This window comes from Enterococcus sp. OL5 (assembly GCF_006491895.1).
GTDB lineage: Bacteria > Bacillota > Bacilli > Lactobacillales > Enterococcaceae > Enterococcus_D > Enterococcus_D innesii.
Window position 1 is genome coordinate 80,590 of sequence record NZ_VHIL01000013.1, and the last position, 20,918, is coordinate 101,507.

At 44.6% G+C, this 20,918-nt stretch carries 15 protein-coding genes and 2 pseudogenes; 3 read left to right on the forward strand and 14 right to left on the reverse strand.

The window, feature by feature from the left end:
* Positions 1 to 37: 37 nt before the first annotated feature.
* From FJU10_RS14390 to FJU10_RS14400, 3 genes and pseudogenes are all read right to left on the reverse strand, one after another.
* Entirely contained in the window at positions 38 to 1,189 is a 1,152-nt protein-coding gene (locus FJU10_RS14390) for a glycoside hydrolase family 88 protein (protein ID WP_016609652.1), read from the reverse strand.
* Positions 1,173 to 3,014: pseudogene (locus FJU10_RS14395) on the reverse strand (DUF2264 domain-containing protein). Before FJU10_RS14395 ends, FJU10_RS14390 begins: the two are co-directional and overlap by 17 nt.
* Positions 2,977 to 3,399, reverse strand: coding sequence for a hypothetical protein (locus tag FJU10_RS14400; RefSeq protein ID WP_140966207.1), 423 nt, complete (start codon positions 3,397 to 3,399; stop codon positions 2,977 to 2,979). The pseudogene FJU10_RS14395 and the gene FJU10_RS14400 overlap by 38 nt, the downstream one beginning before the upstream one ends.
* A gap of 175 nt (positions 3,400 to 3,574) precedes the next feature.
* Between FJU10_RS14400 and FJU10_RS14405 the strand changes: the two genes are divergently transcribed.
* A complete protein-coding gene (locus FJU10_RS14405) occupies positions 3,575 to 4,618 on the forward strand; it encodes a LacI family DNA-binding transcriptional regulator (protein ID WP_005232137.1) in 1,044 nt (347 codons plus the stop codon).
* Positions 4,619 to 4,677: 59 nt separating this feature from the next.
* Here the strand turns inward: FJU10_RS14405 and FJU10_RS14410 are convergent, their stop codons facing one another.
* Both FJU10_RS14410 and FJU10_RS14415 read right to left on the reverse strand, forming a co-directional pair.
* Positions 4,678 to 6,345, reverse strand: a complete 1,668-nt coding sequence (locus FJU10_RS14410; protein WP_140966208.1) for a heparinase II/III family protein — start codon at positions 6,343 to 6,345, stop codon at positions 4,678 to 4,680.
* Entirely contained in the window at positions 6,342 to 7,190 is an 849-nt protein-coding gene (locus FJU10_RS14415) for a hypothetical protein (protein WP_140966209.1), read from the reverse strand. The genes FJU10_RS14410 and FJU10_RS14415 overlap by 4 nt, the downstream gene beginning before the upstream one ends.
* A 171-nt stretch (positions 7,191 to 7,361) precedes the next feature.
* On the opposite strand from FJU10_RS14415, the gene FJU10_RS14420 reads away from it, so the two are divergent.
* A complete protein-coding gene (locus tag FJU10_RS14420) occupies positions 7,362 to 9,197 on the forward strand; it encodes a DUF2264 domain-containing protein (RefSeq protein WP_101698809.1) in 1,836 nt (611 codons plus the stop codon).
* A 245-nt stretch (positions 9,198 to 9,442) separates the two neighbouring features.
* Here the strand turns inward: FJU10_RS14420 and FJU10_RS14425 are convergent, their stop codons facing one another.
* Both FJU10_RS14425 and FJU10_RS14430 read right to left on the reverse strand, forming a co-directional pair.
* Complete coding sequence (locus FJU10_RS14425) at positions 9,443 to 9,928, reverse strand: hypothetical protein (protein WP_101698808.1); 486 nt, start codon at positions 9,926 to 9,928, stop codon at positions 9,443 to 9,445.
* 91 nt (positions 9,929 to 10,019) lie between these two features.
* Positions 10,020 to 10,787, reverse strand: coding sequence for a helix-turn-helix domain-containing protein (locus FJU10_RS14430; RefSeq protein ID WP_087664853.1), 768 nt, complete (start codon positions 10,785 to 10,787; stop codon positions 10,020 to 10,022).
* A gap of 101 nt (positions 10,788 to 10,888) precedes the next feature.
* On the opposite strand from FJU10_RS14430, the gene FJU10_RS14435 reads away from it, so the two are divergent.
* Positions 10,889 to 12,421 (forward strand): alpha-N-arabinofuranosidase, encoded by a 1,533-nt coding sequence (locus tag FJU10_RS14435; protein WP_139959806.1) that lies wholly within the window; start codon positions 10,889 to 10,891, stop codon positions 12,419 to 12,421.
* A 245-nt stretch (positions 12,422 to 12,666) separates the two neighbouring features.
* Here the strand turns inward: FJU10_RS14435 and adhE are convergent, their stop codons facing one another.
* The 7 genes and pseudogenes from adhE to FJU10_RS14470 all read right to left on the reverse strand — a co-directional run bounded on the left by adhE (position 12,667) and on the right by FJU10_RS14470 (position 20,902).
* On the reverse strand, positions 12,667 to 15,258 hold the full coding sequence (gene adhE / locus FJU10_RS14440; RefSeq protein WP_008376050.1) for a bifunctional acetaldehyde-CoA/alcohol dehydrogenase: 2,592 nt from the start codon (positions 15,256 to 15,258) through the stop codon (positions 12,667 to 12,669).
* Positions 15,259 to 15,566: 308 nt separating this feature from the next.
* Positions 15,567 to 16,058, reverse strand: coding sequence for an NUDIX hydrolase (locus tag FJU10_RS14445; protein ID WP_005232154.1), 492 nt, complete (start codon positions 16,056 to 16,058; stop codon positions 15,567 to 15,569).
* Between the two features lie 139 nt (positions 16,059 to 16,197).
* Positions 16,198 to 16,715: pseudogene (locus FJU10_RS14450) on the reverse strand (GrdB-related putative oxidoreductase).
* A gap of 17 nt (positions 16,716 to 16,732) precedes the next feature.
* Positions 16,733 to 18,088: a PTS cellobiose transporter subunit IIC gene (gene celB / locus FJU10_RS14455; protein ID WP_034872054.1), complete on the reverse strand. Its 1,356-nt coding sequence runs from the start codon at positions 18,086 to 18,088 to the stop codon at positions 16,733 to 16,735.
* Between the two features lie 68 nt (positions 18,089 to 18,156).
* On the reverse strand, positions 18,157 to 18,489 hold the full coding sequence (locus FJU10_RS14460; protein WP_005227348.1) for a PTS sugar transporter subunit IIB: 333 nt from the start codon (positions 18,487 to 18,489) through the stop codon (positions 18,157 to 18,159).
* A 39-nt stretch (positions 18,490 to 18,528) separates the two neighbouring features.
* Positions 18,529 to 19,476 carry a N(4)-(beta-N-acetylglucosaminyl)-L-asparaginase gene (locus tag FJU10_RS14465; protein ID WP_086299062.1) on the reverse strand — a complete coding sequence of 316 codons (948 nt, stop codon included), beginning with the start codon at positions 19,474 to 19,476 and terminating at the stop codon, positions 18,529 to 18,531.
* Between the two features lie 124 nt (positions 19,477 to 19,600).
* Positions 19,601 to 20,902, reverse strand: coding sequence for a Sapep family Mn(2+)-dependent dipeptidase (locus FJU10_RS14470; RefSeq protein ID WP_016619682.1), 1,302 nt, complete (start codon positions 20,900 to 20,902; stop codon positions 19,601 to 19,603).
* Positions 20,903 to 20,918: the final 16 nt, after the last annotated feature.

The following is a 20,918-nucleotide window of genomic DNA, read 5'->3' on the forward strand; positions in this document are numbered from 1 at the left end:
CTCCATTAAACATTTTTTTAAAGGGTCGCCCCTAAAACTACCAATAGGAATACCAACTTTGTGACACCCGCATCAGCGCTTCCATGTAATAATAATCGCCCCAGATCATGCATTCATCGACCCCTTTGAGGGAATTCTTGTCATAAACCCCATGCATCAAAAGTCCGTTTGATTCGGGATGGTCGATCGTTGTATAATTTTGGGCTAACGATGCCAAGATCGCCAAGGCGTTTTCCTGGTAGGCGGCTTGGTTTGGCTGCGTGATCGGTAAATGTTTCGCCAGTTCTAGCAAGCCACAGACTGCGATGGCGGCGGCCGAACTATCCCTTTCTTCCTGACTACCATCGTTAAACACTAAATCCCAATAACTGACCTTGTCCGCCGGTAATTCAGCAATAAAGTAATCCGCAAGGTCTTGAGCAGTCTTCAAGAAACTGGTATCACCGGTGTAAAGGTAACTCAGCGTAAATCCGTAGATTCCCCACGCTTGCCCTCTCGCCCAGCAGGAATCATCGGCATACCCTTGTTGGGTATTGCCGCCGATCGCCGCTCCAGTTTCAACGTCGAAGTAATAGGTGTGGTACGTCGTGGCGTTGTCTCGCACGATGTATTTCTGGGTCTGCTTGGCATGAGCATAGGCTGCTTGTTTGTAGGATTCATCCCCCGTCATTTGGGAAGCAAAATACAATAGCGGCAAATTCATCAAGCAATCAATAATGATGCGCCCCCGTTGTTGCGGATCATCGAGATTGCCCCACGCTTGAATGATTTGGGCTTTGGGTGAGTAACGGGCCATCAATAGATCGGCGGCGGCAATCGCGAGTTTTTTCGAAGATTCCCGTCCGTTCACTCGATAGTCGGCGATCGCAGTCAAACTATACAAAAACCCGATATCATGGGTTTCTAGTCCAATTCTTTGATCCAATCGTTCTTGGAAAGAGTGCAGCTGTTTTTCGATGGTTTCATCAAATTCTGTTGATCCCGTCAGTTCTTTACTCAAAAATAACATGCCAGTCCAAAAACTCGCCGTCCAATCATGGTTGGCTTCTGGTCGATAGACAAGCTGTTCACTTGCTGCAGGTGGGACCAACGTGTCAAAGGTCTTAGTATTCTTTCTTACTTGATTAACGGTGAAGTCGATTTGCTCGGCTACCCATTGTGATAGCTGTACGTCATAGCTGGTTTCCATTTTTTCCTCCTATTCGCTCAACCTGGATCATATGTCCGGATTGATTGATCGTAATGTTGTTTGTTGTCACTTCGACGGTCACTGCTTGTTCTTGTTCTTGTGGAAGCAAGCCGGTGACGAGGGAAACGAACAGGTGCTTTCCCGCTTGTCGTTGAGCAGTTAAATACGGCAGCCACGTTGCAGGATACAAGAGGTTCGTATTTGGCTCCGTTCGTAAGACATCGCTCGTTTCATAGCCAGCGATTGCCTCGATTTTCGAATAGCCGATCGATGTTCGTACCGCAGCGCTGCTTGTGGTTTTTTCAGTGATGGCAGTTGCCTCTTTCGGTGATGAAAACCCACCCTCATAGAAAGAAAGGGCGCGCTGAGAATTGATCTCATGAATGCGAAGGTGACTGCCTATCAGTGGAATGATTGTTGTTTTTATCTGGACGTCTTCCCATGGATTCCATTCATGAATGATCCGATCAGGTAAAAGCTGATACTGGCGATCCAATCCTTTAGTGCGAAAGTAATGGTCATCTTCTGACAAAGCCAACGTATTGTCATAATTTCCTTCATAAAACCAATAATTGCTTTTGGGCACGCTATTGCCAAACGTCGTTGAGTAGACAAATTTGCTATATTTGCTGCTGGCATGACTTTGATAGTTGATAAATTGCCCTGCAGGAAACATCAAGGCATGCGTCAAGTCTTGATTGTGTTGATAAAAGTTCTTACTGATGGGATGAGCCAACGTTCTTTCAGTGATCGCTAATGGCGTGGGGGTGGCTTGCCAATAGGGATGCTCCCTTGGTACCGCTAACAAAAGAAAGGTTTTTAACGCCCAATAAGGCGAACCTGGTGCATTGTAGCCTTCGGCAAAAATCAGATTCTGGTACGAATAGCCGACCGTCAGTATCCCTTCGGAAGTAAAAATGTCTTGCTGCATCCACTGATGCAGGTGACGACTGATCAACCCCTTGATCTCTCCCCATGGCAATGCTTCAACATCCGCAAAAACCAATGCGCTGAAAAAAGAAACTTGCGCAAAGCGATACGTCAAACTTCGACCAAAAGGAACGGCAGCTCCACTTGCTGCAAACCAATGCTTGAAGGTTCCAGCAAAATCGGTGGCTCGTTGTTTGAACTTCGTTGCCCTTTCAAGATCCTCAGGGACAAATCGACAGTACAGAAGACTATAGTAGTGGATCGCAAAAGATACATAGTAATCGATTTGAGTGGCTACTCCGTCACAGTACCATCCTTCCCCTAAATAAAAGGTCTCGATCAATGCCAAGTCAGCATCGATTTTTTCTTGGGAAAAGCTGCTGCCACAACGCTTCATGGCTACATTGACGAGAACCCGAAAGAAATGCCAATTGTTTGCGGGAATTTCTCATTGATTGACTTGGATCAGCCACGCATGGAGATCATCTTTTTGGCGTTGGGATAAAACATCCCACGTTTTTTCCTTGTTTAATAATAAAAAGGTACTTAGCGAAGCCATTTCCACGATTCGTTGGTCGAAGTCTTCCACAACACCCCAATAATCGGGACTCTCTGGATCTGTACCCGCAATAATTCCTGAGAGATAGGTTTCCATGAATGAATCTTCTTGCTGGGTTAGATAAGGCGCGAGTCCCCAAAGCGGTCGCAAGAACGCTTCAAGTTCCTGTACCTCTTTTTCATAGACAGTCCCATGGCTGCCTAAAGCCAAATGACCGGGACGACTGCTTGCAAAAGCGGGTTTGAGTTGATCCATGATCGTTTTGAAGCCGGCTGCTACATCTTCATAACTTTCAAATTTATTCTTTTTCAATTGCTGCAGCTTCTGTGATTGCATCCGCATCCTTCCTTTCAATCAATGTCGCTTTAATAAAACCATAATATTCTCCGTAGACCGTCACCACATCTTGCAGTTTCAGTTGTTGACTTTGTTCATTGAATACTTGGTACTGTCCAGCCGCTGTTTCTAGAATAAATCGATCCCCTTTCTCAATGTCTGCTGTTTTCGCATCACTCTTTACGATGGTGCCAGATAGCTTCACGAATTCATGCAACGGGACGACACCTTGCGAAAAATCTTCGTCAGAATAACAAAGCGCTCGTTCTTTTAATTGCTTTTCGCTGCTTTGGGAAAATGCTTGCGTCTGCGTTGCTTCATTTGGAGAACAAGCAGTCAACCCCATAAGTAGTCCCAGGATAAATAACGAATCAATCCACTTCATTCATGCCACCCTCATTTTTAAAACGCTTTCTTCATTTCAAATCATACTTTTTTTTAGGAAAATAATCAATAGTTTTTCCTAAAAAAAGTAAAATTTTACTTGAGAGCAATTTCTCTCTGGTTTTTTTACTAAAAAGAAATATACTGAAGAGGAGAAGCATTGGAGGAGGGATTCTATGGCTACGATTACCGACATAGCGACCATAGCTGAGGTATCAATATCAACCGTATCACGGGTTCTGAACTACGATCCTAGTCTTTCAGTGACCGAAGAAACCAAACGAAAGATTTTCGAGGCAGCTGAAAAACTAAATTATACGAAATACAAAAACAAGCAAAAGCAGCGTGAACTACCAGTGGATGTACCAAAAAAACACAACAAATCGATCGGGATCGTTCAGTGGCGGATGGATGATGAAGAATTAGAAGACATTTACTATATGTCGATTCGTTTGGGTGTGGAAAAACGCGCCGCCGAACTGGGTTGTGATCTGTTAAAAATCTCCAACCTTGATGAGTCAGTGATCCAGTCCGTCGATGGCTTACTGGCAATCGGCAAGTTTACAGAAGAGCGGGTCAAGAAACTCCATGAGCTACACCCCAACCTCTGTGTGATTGGCAGTAACTTTCCACTGGATGACTACGATTCTGTCAATACCGATTTTACGCAAGCAACCGAGTTGGCTCTTTCTCACTTGATGGGACTTGGTCATCAAAAAATCGCCTTTATCGGCGCCGAGGAAAGTCAAAATATGTATGGGTATCGGCGGTACAAAACGCCAACGGTCAACACCTATGTCGATATGATGCAGCATTATCAGCTGTTTGATGAGGATTATTTCATCGTGAAAGAAAATAGTCGGTTGGATGTCCAAACGGGGGAAGAATTAACGGAGCAGGCATTGGCTTTGTGGCAAGACCGCTTGCCGACTGCGATTTTGGCAGCCAATGATGCCTTTGCGATCGGGGTCATCCATACGTTAACGGCTCATGGAATCAAGATTCCTGAAGACATCAGTGTTATGGGCATCAATGATATTTCGGTGTCCCGCTATGTCTCCCCACCCCTTTCTTCGGTCCAAGCATTTACTGAAGAGATGGGTGAAACGGGGTTAGAGCTACTCTATAACCGCATCGAAAATCCTGGGATCGCCAGACGCATCTTTTTAAGTACACAGCTGGTGATTCGTCAATCTACCGCAAAACCAAAAGAAGGCTGAGAAGCTGCGGTGTCTTCTTGCATTGATCAACGTCATTGCAAGGAAGCACCGCAACCTTCTCACCCTTTTTTTATTTTAATGGTCGTTTTGATTTCCCCTGTCTGCTCAAGCGCGTATTCGGCTTGGATCAAATACGCTTGTGCCTGTCCACCATGGTGATCTTGATAAGTGACTGGCTGTATTTGGATCTTATCACTGGTAAAACCAAGAACACAGCATGCTTTTTTTGTCATTAGTTGAACGGTCTTATTTTGCACCATTGGTGGTATGTTCGTAATAAAGTTTTCCACCACCAGATTCTTTGTTTGGTGCTCGTCAAAGACAAAATGGTCTTCGATCGTTACTTGTTGCTGCGAGACAACGAAGCGCCGCTGGTATTCAGTGACCGCTGCTTTCGGATAGAACGCACTGAGGTCTATGTCAAATCGCTGGTCATTGACCTGCAGCACCGTTGCTTCCTCGGCAGTTGCGCGTTGGGTGTGCTGATTGATGATCGGCAGCGAATGACTGATTGCGGCTGCGGGAAAGTAGTGATAGCGCGTGTTATCGTCAAAATACTCTTTGGTGTATTCACCAGCACCAAGGTCCGTCAGAAACAGCTCCTCCGTCGTTCCTAAGACAAAATGACCGACATCGAGATGATTGTGGCTTTCTTGATTGCTCCCCCCTTTGGCAGCAAAAAAGAGATCCTGCTGCACATCTTTTGCAACGAACCACTGCGCTTGTTCAAAATAGTGATGATACGAGGCATTCGTTTCTCGTGTGATCGCTTCGTTATGCCAATACAAATTTCGATAGCTGTGGGCAAACCGGTAGCAAGGATCAAAATCTAACGGACTGACCCCCGATAATTGGGGAACCGCCACGCCCAAATGCTCGTAGCAATAACTGACCAAGCCACTAGGCAGTTCGATCGCCGAATAATCAGAAAAAGGAACGTAATGCCCTGGAGAAATCATCGTGTAGTAAGGAAAAGCGGCAATTTTTCTGGTTTTAGGCTGTTTTAGGTAGGTATCGTCTTGCAATACTTCTGCCAACAATTGCGCATAATACAGAAAATAACCAAACCCATACGCCCAGTATCCGACACCTTCCACACAAGCCCCATCTTCGCCAAAGCTGTTAAGATAGCTTTGCATTGCAGTATCCAATCGTTTGATCATCCGCAATTGTCGCTCGCTTTTTCTCGGCAATACATAGAGCGCCGTCATTCCAAGACAGCCACCAATGACTGCGGACCAATTGTTCTCTTTTGTCTCCCACTCCCAGGTTTGCTCCTCGAAGGGTAAAAAAAGCCGTTGATCGATCTCATACAACACTCGTTCTGTGATGACTGGTGAAAGGTCCCCCCCAACCAACATAAAAAACTCTGCTAAGGATTGCCCAGTTTCAGCTGCAAAAAGATCGACTGTGTGGCGCGCTTGCGAAGAAAACTGGCCATCGACAATCGGCAGATGCGCTGGCAGACACCATGTATATTCATTACAGATTTCCCAAATCACCTGTTCCAGCAACACTTTGATCGCTGCCTTACGCTCTATTTCATAAGCAAGTCCTAAAACCACCAGCATCCGTCGGCGGGCAAAATAATGGGATTCGAAGACAACACGATTCCCCGATTCGAGATACTCTTGATAGCCTTGATAAGGCAAATAGGGAATCTCACCAGTGTCAAGGTAAGCCTGTGCCGCCTGTAAAATTTCTTCTTTTACATCTGCTGGATTCACGCGTTTTCCTCCTGAATGGAGCGTCCGAAGACTTCGATTTGGGTCAACGCTGGAAATGGTGAGGGATCGTCATTTTGGATCAGCTCATACAATTTCACCCAAGTGACCGTTCGCGGCTGGAAAGAAAACCGTTGAGGCTGGCTGCTTTTGACCGTCTGCAAGATTTCTTGACTCCCATCGGAAAACGCCAACGTGACTTGTTGCCAATAGCTATCATGGGGAAAATCCGCCCGTAACGTAAGCGCGCATTGGTCGATGCGGACCTCATGACCAAAGTCGATCGTCAAAGCGGCATCTGCTTGTTGATTGATCCCCCATGAGCCATAGGGATAATTGCCATGAGACGTATTGGCAAAAATGCCATCAATGGCGTTACAAGCGAAAAACGTCGCATCATCTCTTGTTTCAACATTGGCATGGGCATGCGGATAGGCACCCAAAAATTCTTTTTGATCATGAGGGTTTAAGGCGACGTTGCGGTAAGCTGCTAGTTCTTCTTTTGTTGCTACCCGCACACTCAAATAATGGCTTTTCCCAGCAAAACGGCCTTCTGGCGCGGCTTCTTTGGCATTTTCACTAAGATGTACGGGGTAGATCCACTCGTTGCCTTTGATGTACACCAAAGTAGTCGCCAGCGTTTCATCTAGTGTGACCCACACAAATTGTCCACTGCGTGAGAGCGAGACAACGATTTTATCTCCGTCCTCGTAACAATACGCTTGGGATGCCAACGTGACAAAGTCTTCCGCCGTCGCTTGCAGAAGGGTAGGTTCACTTTCAGGTGTTCGTTTGCCTTTTTTTACTTGATGCTTTTGGTCATAAATCGTTAAGGAAATCTGGGTCATTGCATGTAGCTCCTCTCGTATTTTCTCCATTATAGCGATGTCGACAAAAAAAATGTACTGGTTCCAGCGATTTTTTTACTATTTTTTTTACTTAAAATCGAGAAATGTAACAGTTCCCATTTCTTTATTTTACTAAATAAAGTAAAATAACAAATAAAAGGAGCTGTTTACATGAGAAACTTCCAAGAAGCATTAAGTAAGAACCCTCTTCGAACCAAAACCGATCTAGAAGAGGCCCTTGTTGATCTGGTCACTCCCGTATACGAATGTATGGCACGACAAGGAACTCCCGGGAGGGTCCACCTAGGAAATTCAGGAGCAGTGTACACCCAGGAAAAGAGTGACGTCGAAGGCTTTTTACGGACACTCTGGGGATTGGGCCCATTGTTCAGCCAAGAAGAAGCGTGCCTTCGTTACCCAAAACTTTTTCAACAAGCCAATGCCGGGATCGTTGCAGGCACCACCCCGACCTCTCAGGAGTACTGGGGAAAACTGCATGACTACGACCAATTGTTTGTGGAAATGGGTGCCCTTGCTAGCTATTTGATTTTTACCAAACCCGTCTTTTGGGATCTCCTCACACCAAGAGAGCAAACAAATCTCTTTAATTGGCTCAATCAGATCAATCAGCACACGATCCCTAAAACCAATTGGCTCTTCTTTCGGATTTTAGTTAATACCTTCTTTGAAATGGCAGCATTGCCTTTTGTAGAAACAACCCTTTTGGCTGATCAAGAAGAGATCGAGAGGTATTACTTAGCAGACGGCTGGTATTTTGATGGCTATGAAAACCAAATCGACTATTATATTCCTTTTGGGATGCAATATTACGGACTCCTTTACAGTGTTCTTACTTGTCGTTCCCAATGCCCTTATCAGTTTAGCTACTGTCAAAGAGCCGCTACGTTTGCGCAATCCTTTAAGCAGTGGTTCACGAAAACCGGTGCGGCATTGCCTTTTGGTCGTAGTCTAACGTATCGGTTTGCACAATCAAGTTTCTTTGCTGTCGGTGCTTTCGCCGATATAGAATATGAAGGCTTCACAAAAAATGAAGGAAAATATTTACTGTTACAAAACATGCGTTACTGGTTTCGCCAACCAATCTTTACGCAAGAAGGCTTTTTAAGTATTGGCTATGCCTACCCCAACCTAAATATGGCTGAAGGCTATAACGCACCCGGATCGCCTTATTGGGCTTTCAAAAATTTCTGTGTATTGGCCATCCCAGCGGATGCTGAATTTTGGACGCTTGAGGAGCAGGTGCCAACCTTTGCCACAACGGTGCGCAATCCGCATAGTCGGATGCTTTTGGTGCATAACCAAGAAGGCACAGAATTGCAAGCTTTCACTGCGGGGCAACATTCCCACGAACATGCTCACGGCAATGCCAAATACGAAAAGTTTGTCTATTCGACAACGTTTGGGTTTAGCGTACCGAAAGCAACCGTTTTATTGAAACAAGGTGCCTATGATAATACATTGGCGATCTCAGAGGGGCAGACGGATTTTAAAACAGCTTTTGGTTACGAAGCCTTTGCGATTGAAGATGACTACGTCTATAGTCGCTGGCGCCCCTACGAGCAGATCGTCATCGAAACCTTTGTGATTCCGATGTATCCTTGGCATCTGCGTTACCATCGGATTCAAACGGATCGAAGGTTGCAACTGGTCAATGGCAGCTTTGCAGCACCAGCTGATGGTGCTGCGCTTTCTAGCAAAGAAGGCACCTTTTATCAAAGCTCGGTTGGCTGTGTCGGTATCAAAAGCTTCCCGACGCATCAAGAAGGTACCCTCTTGATGCCAGAACCCAACACGAATCTACTTTATAGTCGAACAGTCATCCCTCAAATAAGCAAAACCGTTCTCGCCGGACAACAGGAATGGCTCGTTGCGTGTTTAGGCAATGCCTTTTCTGATCAGATTCCATCTTTTGATGTCACTATCACAGCGGACAAAGTAGCAATGAGCCAAGGGGATCAGAGAAAAACCATTCAGCTTAGCTACTAGCAAAAAAATTACTGGCAAATGCTAGTAGAAAAGCTACCGAAAACACCTTTCTGATTTACGGGATTGAAGAATGTCCCCCCAGAAGTTCGATTTCAGTCTAAGGTTTCAGCGTCAGTACCTTCTGATCTCTCCGTTTCTATTGGCAAAAAGCAAAAAAATACTTGTACCACAAAACGGTGCTTCACGTATTGTGAAGTGCCGTTTTTTTGGTACAAGTGATTCATGTTTTGATCGACGATCAGTGCTTATTTCCCGAAAAGCTTTTGGAGAAATCCTTTTTTCTCAGAGACTTCCTTTGTTTCAGTCACCTGAAGCGGTCCAGTTTCCTTCACAACTTGCTGAAAGCCACGATTGTCTTGCAGCAACAGACCGTTTAGTTCCAGGATCCCGGACAGACTGCCAATCATCCGCCGCACTTCTCCCGCACTTTTGCCAAAAAAGCGCTGGTCGTCGTTTGCTTCGGCTTCTTCCAAAATAACCAACAGCTGCTGGATGCTTTGATTTTGTTCACCTAAGACGTACGACAACTGGTCAGCTTCCGCTGCTGTAGTGGCCGCTGACGGTACTAAATCCGTTACGAGCTTTAAGCTATCTAAATAATCCTTTAAGTCAAAAATGAACGTTTGTGCCGCTTCATTGTTCGTTAATTGACTTTGACTCAATTTTCTTTGTAGCGCTTCCAATTCGCTTGAACGTTTAGAAAGTTCGCTTACGATCGTTTCTGTATCCATACGCCACCTCCTAATGACATTGTCCCGTTTTCTCTTTCATCCGTCAAGAATTCGTCGGACTTTTTTCAGCGTTTTTACCGATCAGACCTGCCTATTGCTCCTGTTGGTACTTTGTCGGTGCACAGCCATAGCGCTTCGCAAAGAGCCGATTAAAATGGTTGATGTTTTGGAACCCAGATTGAAACGCCGCCTCTCGAATCGTCAGTGTTTCGTTGCTGCGTAGATAAAAAAACTTTTGAAACCGAGCTTGCAATAAATCTTCTTTGGGCGTGGTATGAAAAAACTGTTGATAGAGCTTGTAGAATTGGCTTTTACCGATGGAAAGCTCTCGGCTAAACTGGTAAAAATCCCATTGCTGTTCGCAATTGACTAACATTTTCAACCGCATCGCTTGAAACAGTTGATAGTGTTCATTTTGTGGTTGCGGGATGCTTTCTTCAAAATTGCGTTCAAGTAAGACCAATAGATTTGTCATATACGCCGCAATCAATTCTTCCGTGTGCCGTTGTGGCAACAAGGATTCATGATTGATCTTTTGGATCAATTTGTTGATTTGTTGAATATTTTTCGGCTGGAACAATTGGTTGCAAGGGATCGCATAGGTTTCTTCGATCACCTGATCCGTTTGAAACTCAACAAAGCTATTAAAAAAATCTTCTTTGCCACGATAATTTTGATAGACGGTTGGAGGAAAAAGAATGCAGCTACCTTTTTCACTAGTTTCTTGATGACCATCTTCAAAAGTGAAAACCATTGGAGACAAAGTCAACACGAAAAGATAATGCTTTAAGCCAGAGGGTCGATAAATATGATCGGAAACAGCATTGTGCATTTGAAATCCTGAATAGGTTACGTTCAACTTCTCACTCCTTCCTACTTGCCTTTAGTATAAAGAAAACGGACAAAACGTCAATAGAATAAGACAGAATGTAGTGTTTATTTCCATGGACTATCGCTACAATGAAAGAAAAGAAAGGGGTTGCAAAATTGAAGGAAACTACGATGTATTTAGACAAACACTTTATTTTGGCACCAGTCGACGAACGGATCTACGGCTCTTTTGTGGAGCACTTAGGGCGCTGTGTGTACGAAGGGATCTATCAACCAGAAAGTCCTTTTGCCGATGAGCAAGGCTTTCGTCAAGATGTCGCTGCCTTGATCAAGCAGTTGAATGTGCCGATCGTCCGTTACCCAGGAGGCAATTTCGTCTCTGGGTATAAATGGGAAGATAGCGTCGGCCCTAAAGAGCAACGGCCAGCAAAAATCGATTTGGCCTGGCGGGTGATCGAAAGCAATCAGTTCGGCTTAAACGAATTTATGGATTGGACCAAAGAAGTCAATACGGCACCGATGATGGCGATCAATCTTGGGACACGAGGAATCGAAGCAGCGAAAAACTTGATTGAATACACCAATTTAAAAGGCGGCAGCTATTATAGTGATCTCCGTCGTACCCATGGGGTGGCCGATCCTCATGACATCAAGCTTTGGTGTCTAGGCAATGAAATGGACGGCCCTTGGCAAGAAGGACATAAGACAGCCGATGAATACGGCCGTCTCGCAGAAGAAGCTGGCAAAGCGATGCGTCTGGTGGACCCAACGATCGAAACCGTCGCTTGTGGTAGTTCTTCTCTCACGATGCCGACCTTTGGCATGTGGGAAGATACAGTATTAAGTCATTGTTACGATCAAGTCGACTACATTTCCATGCACCAATATTATGGCAATCGTAACGGCGATAGCCAAGACTATCTAGCAAGCAATGTCGCAATGGATCAGTTCATCAGTCAAGTCGCAGCGATCTGTGATGCGGTGAAAGCCAAACGCCGAAGCAAGAAGACCATCAATATTTCCTTCGACGAATGGAACGTCTGGTATCACTCAAATGAACAGGATCAAAAAATCGAACCTTGGAGTCAACACCCACCACAATTAGAAGACGTCTATCACTTCGAAGATGCGTTACTCGTCGCAAGCATGATGATCACGATGCTTCAGCACGCAGATCGCGTTAAAATTGCCTGCATGGCACAGCTGGTCAACGTGATCGCACCGATCATGACTTCCGATACTGCCGCTTGGAAACAAACGATTTTTTATCCCTATGAAATGATCAGCAACTATGGTCGCGGTCACGTGTTGCATAGCATCCTTCGAGGGGCCGATTTCGATAGCAGCCATGGAAAAGCTTCATATGTGGATGCCATTGCGATCGAAAACGAAGATGACTATTTGACCTTTTTCTTGGTGAATAAGGATTTGCAGGATACCAACGAATTCACTTGCGACTTGCGTCAATATGATTCATTGCAAATCGCTACCCATCAAGTCTTGCACCACCCAGACTTGCATGCTGTCAATACCGAAGCAACCCCGAACAACGTTGTGCCCGTCAATGGAAAAACAGCGGAATTGAATGACGGCATTTTGCGTGTCGTCTTGGAAAAACAAAGCTTCCAGATGCTACGCTTGAAGAAAAACGGCAGCAAGTAACGAGCCTATCTGTTTGAGCAAAAAAGCAGCCGCCTTGGCGATACCCTGAAAAAATGAGACTTTTACGGAGTGGAGACATCCACTCCTTTTTTATGATCCCCCCCTGTTCGATTGCTGTTTTTCGCATTCTTAACTGATCTGGGCAAGGAAGCGGCAACTGCCAGCTTGCTTTCTCAAAAAAAATGAAACGACAAAAGAACACCCTGCGGCAGCTAAGATACCGCAGGGTGTTCTTGATTCATTGTTTAGCCGTTATAGGCATCAACGATGATTTGTTTCAATTCAGAGATTAGTGGTTCTTTTGGATTTGCTGTTGTACATTGGTCTTCGTAAGCCAATTCAGCCATGCGATCAACTGTTGTATCTAGTGTTTGTTGAGTGACGCCTTGCGCTTTCAAGCTCATGTCGATACCAACAGATTGTCCTAATTCGTAAACAGCTGTTGCCAATGCTTCAACCAATTCAGCCGTTGTTTTGCCTTTAAGGCCTAAGAATTTCGCAATGTCTGCGTAATCTGTATCGGCACGGAAGAAGTCATATTTAGGGAACATTGCATGTTTTTGTGGGTCTTTGGCATTGTAACGGATGATGTGCGGTAAAAGAATCGCATTTGTACGTCCGTGAGGAATACCATATTCACCACCGATTTTGTGAGCTACAGAGTGACAAATACCTAGGAATGCATTGGCGAAGGCCATACCTGCCATTGTTGAGGCATTATGCATTTTTTCGCGAGATTCCATATCAGGTGTTTTCACTGATTTTTCTAAGTAGTCAAAGACTAGCTTGATTGCTTGTAAGCTCAATCCACGAGTGTAATCAGAGGCCATTACGGACACATAAGATTCGATCGCATGAGTCAAGACGTCCATTCCAGTGTCTGCTGTAACAGAAGCAGGTACTGACATTACGAATTGAGGGTCAACGATTGCAACATCTGGTGTCAATGCGTAATCAGCTAATGGGTACTTCACGTGTGTTTCACTATCAGTGATAACCGCAAATGGGGTTACTTCAGAACCAGTACCAGACGTTGTTGGGATACAAACGAATTGGGTTTTTTCTGGTTTGTCGATCTTGTATGTCCGTTTACGGATATCTAAGAATTTTTGTTTCGCGCCGAAGAATGAAGTATCTGGGTGCTCATAGAACATCCACATGCCTTTGGCAGCATCCATTGCTGATCCACCACCAAGGGCGATCACTGTATCTGGTTTGAAATCAACCATCATTTTTGTTCCAGCGTAAACGGTGTTTGTTGATGGGTTTGGTTCTACGTCAGAGAAGACTTCGATTTTCACGTCATTTTTACGACGAGCAAGTACTTCACGAACCGTATCGCAATAGCCGAATTGAACCATACCAGGGTCACAAACGATCATGACACGTTCAACGTTTTCCATTTTCTCCAAGTACATTAGAGAGTTCTTTTCAAAGAAGATTTTTGGTGGCAATTTAAACCATTGCATATTATTTCTCCGTTTCGCTACAGTTTTCACGTTGATCAAGTTCACGGCAGAAACATTTCGTGATACAGAGTTTTTCCCGTATGAACCACAACCAAGTGTCAATGATGGAATCATTTCGTTGTAGATATTTCCGATACCACCTTCTGCAGATGGTGTGTTAACTAAGATACGGCAAGCTTTCATGCGTAGGCCGAATGCTAATTGCAAGTCTTCGTTTTCAGTGTGGATCACCGCTGTATGGCCTAATCCGCCTAAATCAAGCATTGCTTCACATTTTTCGAACGCGTCTTCTGTGTTGTTTGCTTTGATCATTGCTAAAACTGGAGAAAGTTTTTCTCTTGATAGTGGGTAATCAGCACCGACACCGTCAAGTTCAGCGATCAATAATTTTGTTCCTTCTGGTACGTTGATGCCTGCTAATTTCGCGATATCCATTGCTGAATGACCAACGATTGCTGGATTTACGGCATATTTCCCTTCGTTCATCACGGCATCTTCAAGTTTTTGTAATTCTTTTGCTTTTACAACATATACTTGATGTGCTTCAAATTCTGCTTTCACAGAGGCATAGACTTCTTTATCAACGATCACTGCTTGTTCAGAGGCACAGATCATTCCGTTATCAAAAGTTTTTGACACGATCAAGTCATTGACTGCTCGTTTCACTTTCGCTGTTTTTTCGATATAAGCAGGTACGTTCCCTGGTCCAACACCTAATGCAGGTTTACCAGTTGAGTATGCTGCTTTGACCATGCCAGCGCCACCAGTTGCTAATACGATCGCAATTCCTGGGTGGTTCATCAATAAGCCAGTCGCTTCGATTGATGGATGCTCGATCCATTGCACACAGTTTTCAGGTGCCCCAGCAGCGATGGCTGCATCACGAACGATACGTGCAGCTTCTGCTGAACATTTTTGTGCAGATGGGTGGAAAGCAAAAACGATCGGATTACGTGTTTTCAAAGCGATCATTGCTTTAAAGATCGTTGTAGATGTTGGGTTGGTTGTTGGTGTTACCCCACAAACGACACCAACTGGTTCAGCGATTTCGATCAAGCCTTTTTGTTTGTCTTCATTGATCACGCCGACTGTTTTGTCATGTTTGATACTGTTCCAAATATATTCTGAAGCGTACATGTTTTTGATTGCTTTATCTTCATAGATACCACGGCCAGTTTCTTCTACTGCCATTTTAGCTAAAGGCATGTGTTTGTCTAATGCTGCCATTGCCATTTCATGAACAATGTGGTCCACTTTTTCTTGATCAAAGCTTTCCATTTCTTTTAACGCCACATTTGCCTTCGTTGCTAAATCGTCGATCATTGCTTGTACGTCGATTGTCACTTCTTTTTCCAATGTCTTAGCCATTGTTTGTCCTCCTAGTTTTTAAACATGTTTTGTTTGTTAACTACTTCACATACAAATCATACAACATCTTTTTTTGTTTGTAAATAGTTTTTGTGATTTTTTTCACAGTTTTATTAAACTCCCTTTAAATTAAGCGTTTTCAAGAGCTTTTAAGGAAAAGAAGTGGACAAAAGTTTCGGTTTTTATTAAGAAAAATGTCATGTGCTAAGTTGAACAATGGAGGGATTTACGAAAACACCTTATCCCTACTAAATATGATCATCTGCTCTTTTCACTTTTTCTGTCAAATGTCATATGATCTGAAAGGATTATTCATAAGAAGGGTCCTCTAATACATCCCATTTCATTAGGCGTTGGCTTCTTGCCGTAAATGCCTTCTGTTTAAACACCTCACAAGCTTTTATTACAAGAGGTGATGCATTTTGTTCATTTAGCTGCTCGATGGGGAAAAAAACTGCTCCCAATGAATCTTGGCCTGTAAATTGAGGAACATTCTTCTCAAGACTTCCAACGGTTGTTTGAATCTCATAAAAGACACAGATGTGATTATTCATAGATGTTCCTTGATAGTGCCAGGGGTAAAGAAAATTAATTGCCCCTAATTGATGATAGCTAGTGACGGTCATGCCGGTTTCTTCTTTAAATTCTCGGCACAGCGTGTCTTCCAGCAATTCACCTGCCTCCATGCTGCCGCCTGGCAAATCATAGCGGTTTTGATAAGGTCCCGCCTTCTTTTTGATGACGGCCAAGCAGTTGCCTTGAAACAAAATTCCATATACTCCAAATGCGGTATGGTACAACCGAATCCCTCCTAACTTGTATCTATTCTACGTAAATCAAAACAAATCATCAACAGGCTTAGTCGATTTATGTCTTACATCGAACATGCTTGGCTTGATTCATAAAAAAACGACCAGCCAGCGCTGATCGTCTTTCTCTTTAAAACAAATCTTCTTGGTCTGCTTCTGTTAGAGGCTTCCCGTGGGCAAGCTGGGAAACAACATGCGCCATCTTTTTGTAGGAATCATTCAATCCGATTCCGCCTTTTTCGGCATCTTCAAGATATAGATATCTTTGGCATAGATTGCCACTGCTGGGTTTTCCTCTGACATCGCTGCAGCCCCTGGAATTCCTTGTGCATTGAATACTTTCGTCAATCCTGCTGCCATTTCGCCAAAATTAGGATAATGCATCGCAGGTCCGCAAAGAACGGCATCGGCGTCAAATTTTTTAGCAAACCCCACAAATTTTTTATTCACTTCTTCTTGATGCTCGTGATAATATTGGTCACCACAATAAAGCGTTGCAACGATTTGTGCGTCTTGCTCTTGAAAAAGTGGATTCAAGGTTCGACCTGGACCAAGGGCAGCTTTTTTGCCGCTTGGCGGCAACTGAGCATTTTCATCACTTCCCATCCCTGCAGTGACATGATTGAGAATCAAAATTATTTTTTTCATGAGCGGTGCCTCTTTTCTTACAGATCATCAAAATCGAAATCATCAAAATTGATTTCCTCTTCTTCTTGTTCAACGGCATCCGCTTCTTCTTTTAGATATTGATTATCTAAGACTTTGATAAACGGGTAATAAATAGCCATTCCTAAGAGGATCAACAAGACTTGTAACACGGCCGCTTGCCAACCACTGACTAAGAAACCAGAAATAATCGGTGGCGTGGTCCATGGCAGCTGAATTCCATTGGTATAGTTGACTAACCCAAGATCCATACAGAAGTAAGAGATAATAATATTGATCGTTGGCACTAAAGCAAAAGGAATCAGCAGAACTGGATTCAAGACGATTGGTAACCCAAAGATGATTGGTTCATTGATCCCGAAAATACCTGGGATTAACGATAACTGTGATAGTTTTTTGACCCTTTGGCTTTTACAGACTAAGATCATGACTAAAATCAAAGATAATGTCGAACCGCCCCCGCCAAAGGTCGCGAACATGTCTTGAAATTGACCGGTGATGATGTTAGGAATTTCTGCGCCATTCTTGAAAGCATCTAAGTTTTCAATAGATAATGCCCGTAAGATAGGGTTGAAGACGGCACCGACCACACTGGAACCATTGATCCCAAAGAACCAGAAAAAATGCAAAAATAGGTAAGCTATGATCATGGCACCTAAAGTATTTCCTAAACTTAACAACGGTGTCTGTAAGAACTTAAAGAGGATCTCTTGGAGATTGCCATAAGACGTCAAGTTGGCTAACCAGTTGGCGATCATAAAAACCGTCACGATCACAAAACTAGGAATCAATGCCTCAAAGGATTTCACCACGGTTGGGGGAACACCGTCAGGCATTTTGATCGTCCACCCTTTGCGTAATAACGCAACGAACATTCTGGTGGAAATCAAGGCAACGACCATCCCTAAGAACAAACCGCTGGAACCCATCCACCGTAATGGCAGGCTGCCAACTTCATACACTTCCGTAGAGCCTTCTGGTGTGAAAACGGTCGTAAATGGTGTCACGATAAAAAAAGAAACGAGTGAAATAATGGCTGCTTGCATGGCATCAACTTTAAACTGTTTTGCCAAACTATACCCGATCCCACCAACGGCTAAAATCGTCATAATGTCAAAGCTGGCTGTTGCTGGCATATTCAACATCGTTGCCCAGTTGTCTCCCAGCAAACTGCTCATCATCTCGTTCCAATTTGGAATCGGAAAATTGGTCAAGACTAAAAAGAGTGAACCCACGATCAACAACGGTGTGGATAATAAGAAACCATCACGAATCGCAATCAAATATTTGTTTTCACCAATCGTCTTTGCCATCGGTGTTAACACTTTTTCTAACCAGTTTAAAAATTTCTGCATTTTTCTTCCTCCCATCTGCGTGCTATCTGGCAGATAACACGTAGTCCCCTGTTACTCCAACACTTTTATTACTTTGCTTTGGCTTTTTTGATCAAGCTTAAGGCATCTTTCAATGCTCGTTCGCCATCCATCATGCCGTATGCTTCTGTTGCGATCGTGCCGACTGGAATCCCCATTGGCTCGAAAGTTGCTTTCATTTTGCTATCTAAGTGTCGTACTTGTGGACCTAACAAAATAGCAACTGGTTTTTCTTGTTCGACTTTTTCTTCTGCATGGATTGCAGGGAATGCTTCGATCGTCAAAGGCATGTTGTGCTTTTTGACGACTTCCATCATTTTATTGACCATGATACTCGTTGACATTCCAGCTTCACAAAACAAATAGATTTTTTTCGTTGCCATATCCATTCCTCCAATGTTTGTTTTTCTCAATCGCGGTTGTTAGACCGGCGCTTTGATTCGTTCTTCATACGCTTCCAACCATTCTTTCGTAATAGGCTCGATCATGGTTGTCTGCTCAGGTCCTGGCGTTGCCATAAAAATAGCTGGCGCTTGATTGGTGGTTGCGACACTAAAGGTAAATTCTACATTGGTTGCCACGCCCCAGCGCCCCTGTTTATCTAAGGCGATCAGCGAGAAGGCGCCGGCTTTGCCATAGCGCTTCTTCAATCGCGCTTCAAAGTCGTAAACGGCTTGATCACATGCTTCTTGCGGTGCTAGCCCTTCTCCCATCAAACGGACGATTTCGTAGGAAAGGCAGCCTTTCATCAAGTCTTCCCCTAACCCTGTGGCAGCGGCACCGCCGATTTCACTATCCACATAAAAACCAGAACCAGATAAAGGTGAATCGCCGACACGACCGCTTTTTTTCATAAATAAACCAGAACTAGAGGTTCCTGCTGCCATACTTTGGTGTTCATCTAGCGCAACTACTCCCACTGTATCGTGGCCGTCATAGGGATCGAGGTTGTTGGCAGCGATCTCTGCTTTGCGCTTTTCCCAAATGGTTTTGGCTCGCGGTGTCAGCATCGCTTTGGGCTGGAATCCTTCGGCAAGCGCATAAGCGACCGCTCCTTGGCCGATCCGAAAACTATTGAATTTTTCCTCACTTAGGCGGCGTGCCACGGAAATAGGATTTTCCACATCGACGATCCCAGCGACGGCACCAATTTTGAAGGTATCACCATCCATGAAGGCAGCGTCCATTTCCAACACGCCTTCTTCGTTGGGCAGCCCGCCATACCCCACCGATTTATAAAATGGATAATCTTCCACTGCTTTAATGGCTGTTTCTACTGCATCTTGGCAGGAGCCTTGTTGTTCTAATAGTGATTTAGCAGCGAGCACGCCATCGTGTGCCATCCGCCATGTAGCAATCATTCCCCACATAAATATCCCTCCATTTTTCATAGCGCTTTCAAGTATATTCTATACGGTATATACTACTATGTCTATACTAAAAAAAGAGTTTCTCAAAAAAATTGGAAAAACTCTTCTTCGTTCGCGTCTTCGCTTATTTTGTCAGTGCTTGTAAGCTGCGCAGATAAATTTCAAGATTCATCCGTAGATCGGCAACCGCCATGTACTCATCTTGGTTATGAGCGATCCCTTTTTGCCCTGGAAAAGACGGACCGAAAGCAAGGATATTTGGCATCTTGCGGGCATAGGTTGCTCCTGTAGTGGTCACGGGGGTTGGATCATTGCCCGTTACTTGGTGATAGATCGTCGATAGCGTTTGGATTTCGGGGGCATCTTTTGATCGGCAGAACCCCGGAATGCTGCGAAGGATCGTAAGGCTTGCCCCTTCTGGCAATGCCTTTTGCACCCCAGCGAGTACTTGTTCCTCCGTTACCGATACAGGATAGCGAAAGGCCACTTCTAACGCTAGTCCACTGGCGGATTTTTGGAGAACCACAGGGGTCAAGATCAACTTTCCTGAATCAGCATCTTCTAGTACCAAATCAACGCCTTCGCCATAGTGCTGCTGGTGAAAACTTTGGGCGATCCACTGCAAAGCTGCTTGCAAGGACGGTGTCGCCGCTAGTTGCGGTGCTGCTTGCTGGGCAAGCTTTGTAATGGCATTGTCCCCTAGCTCAGGGGCATTGCTAGGGGAGCGTTTGCCTAGTGCTTCAAAGGACTGGCTGCCTATGGTTACCGATAGGTGGTCTGGCACATGATCGCGGAATTGATCGCCAGAAAACGCCGCTAACAGCTGCTGTTCTTGGGCGGGCAACGGAAAATCAAGTTGCACATTGACGACACCTCGTTCGCCGTAAACCACTGGGTACTTGCAGTCTGGCGTAAAACCAAAACGCGGTGGCTGCTCAGCCGCTAGATAATGCGGGATATCCGACATACCGCTTTCTTCATCTGTACCGAAAATGATCCGCAGCGGTAATTGCGGTTGATGACCAAGGTCTTTCAACAATTTCATGGCAAACAAACAGCTGATGATTGGGCCTTTGTTGTCTAAAATCCCTCGGCCATAAAAGTTGCCGTCCTTTTCAGTTAGTGCAAACGGTGGATAGCTCCAGCCAGAACCTGCCGGCACGACATCCAAGTGTCCTAACACACCGATATAGTCGGTATCCGTTGGTCCCCAATGGGCATAGCCGATTGCATCATCAATGACCGTTGTTTGAAACCCGTATGCTGCGCTTTTTTCCATGACGTATGCTAACACTTCTCGTGGTCCCTTGCCATAAGGCGCATGGGGCGCCGGCTCACCTTTGACGCTTGCAATCTGCATCACTTCGCTCAAAAGCGTGAGAAATTCTGACCAATTGGCTTCAATACTTGCTGTGAGTGGATCCACTGTCTTCACCTCTAAA

Bases quoted from the DNA above. Each gene is read 5' to 3' on its own strand.
- FJU10_RS14465 (WP_086299062.1), bottom strand. From the start codon at position 19,476: ATGTGGGGAATGATTGCTACATGGCGGATGGCACACGATGGCGTGCTC.
- FJU10_RS14425 (WP_101698808.1), bottom strand. From the start codon at position 9,928: ATGGATACAGAAACGATCGTAAGCGAACTTTCTAAACGTTCAAGCGAA.
- FJU10_RS14435 (WP_139959806.1), top strand. From the start codon at position 10,889: ATGAAAGAAAAGAAAGGGGTTGCAAAATTGAAGGAAACTACGATGTAT.
- adhE (WP_008376050.1), bottom strand. From the start codon at position 15,258: ATGGCTAAGACATTGGAAAAAGAAGTGACAATCGACGTACAAGCAATG.
- FJU10_RS14390 (WP_016609652.1), bottom strand. From the start codon at position 1,189: ATGGAAACCAGCTATGACGTACAGCTATCACAATGGGTAGCCGAGCAA.
- FJU10_RS14405 (WP_005232137.1), top strand. From the start codon at position 3,575: ATGGCTACGATTACCGACATAGCGACCATAGCTGAGGTATCAATATCA.
- FJU10_RS14420 (WP_101698809.1), top strand. From the start codon at position 7,362: ATGAGAAACTTCCAAGAAGCATTAAGTAAGAACCCTCTTCGAACCAAA.
- FJU10_RS14460 (WP_005227348.1), bottom strand. From the start codon at position 18,489: ATGGCAACGAAAAAAATCTATTTGTTTTGTGAAGCTGGAATGTCAACG.
- FJU10_RS14415 (WP_140966209.1), bottom strand. From the start codon at position 7,190: ATGACCCAGATTTCCTTAACGATTTATGACCAAAAGCATCAAGTAAAA.
- celB (WP_034872054.1), bottom strand. From the start codon at position 18,088: ATGCAGAAATTTTTAAACTGGTTAGAAAAAGTGTTAACACCGATGGCA.
- FJU10_RS14400 (WP_140966207.1), bottom strand. From the start codon at position 3,399: ATGAAGTGGATTGATTCGTTATTTATCCTGGGACTACTTATGGGGTTG.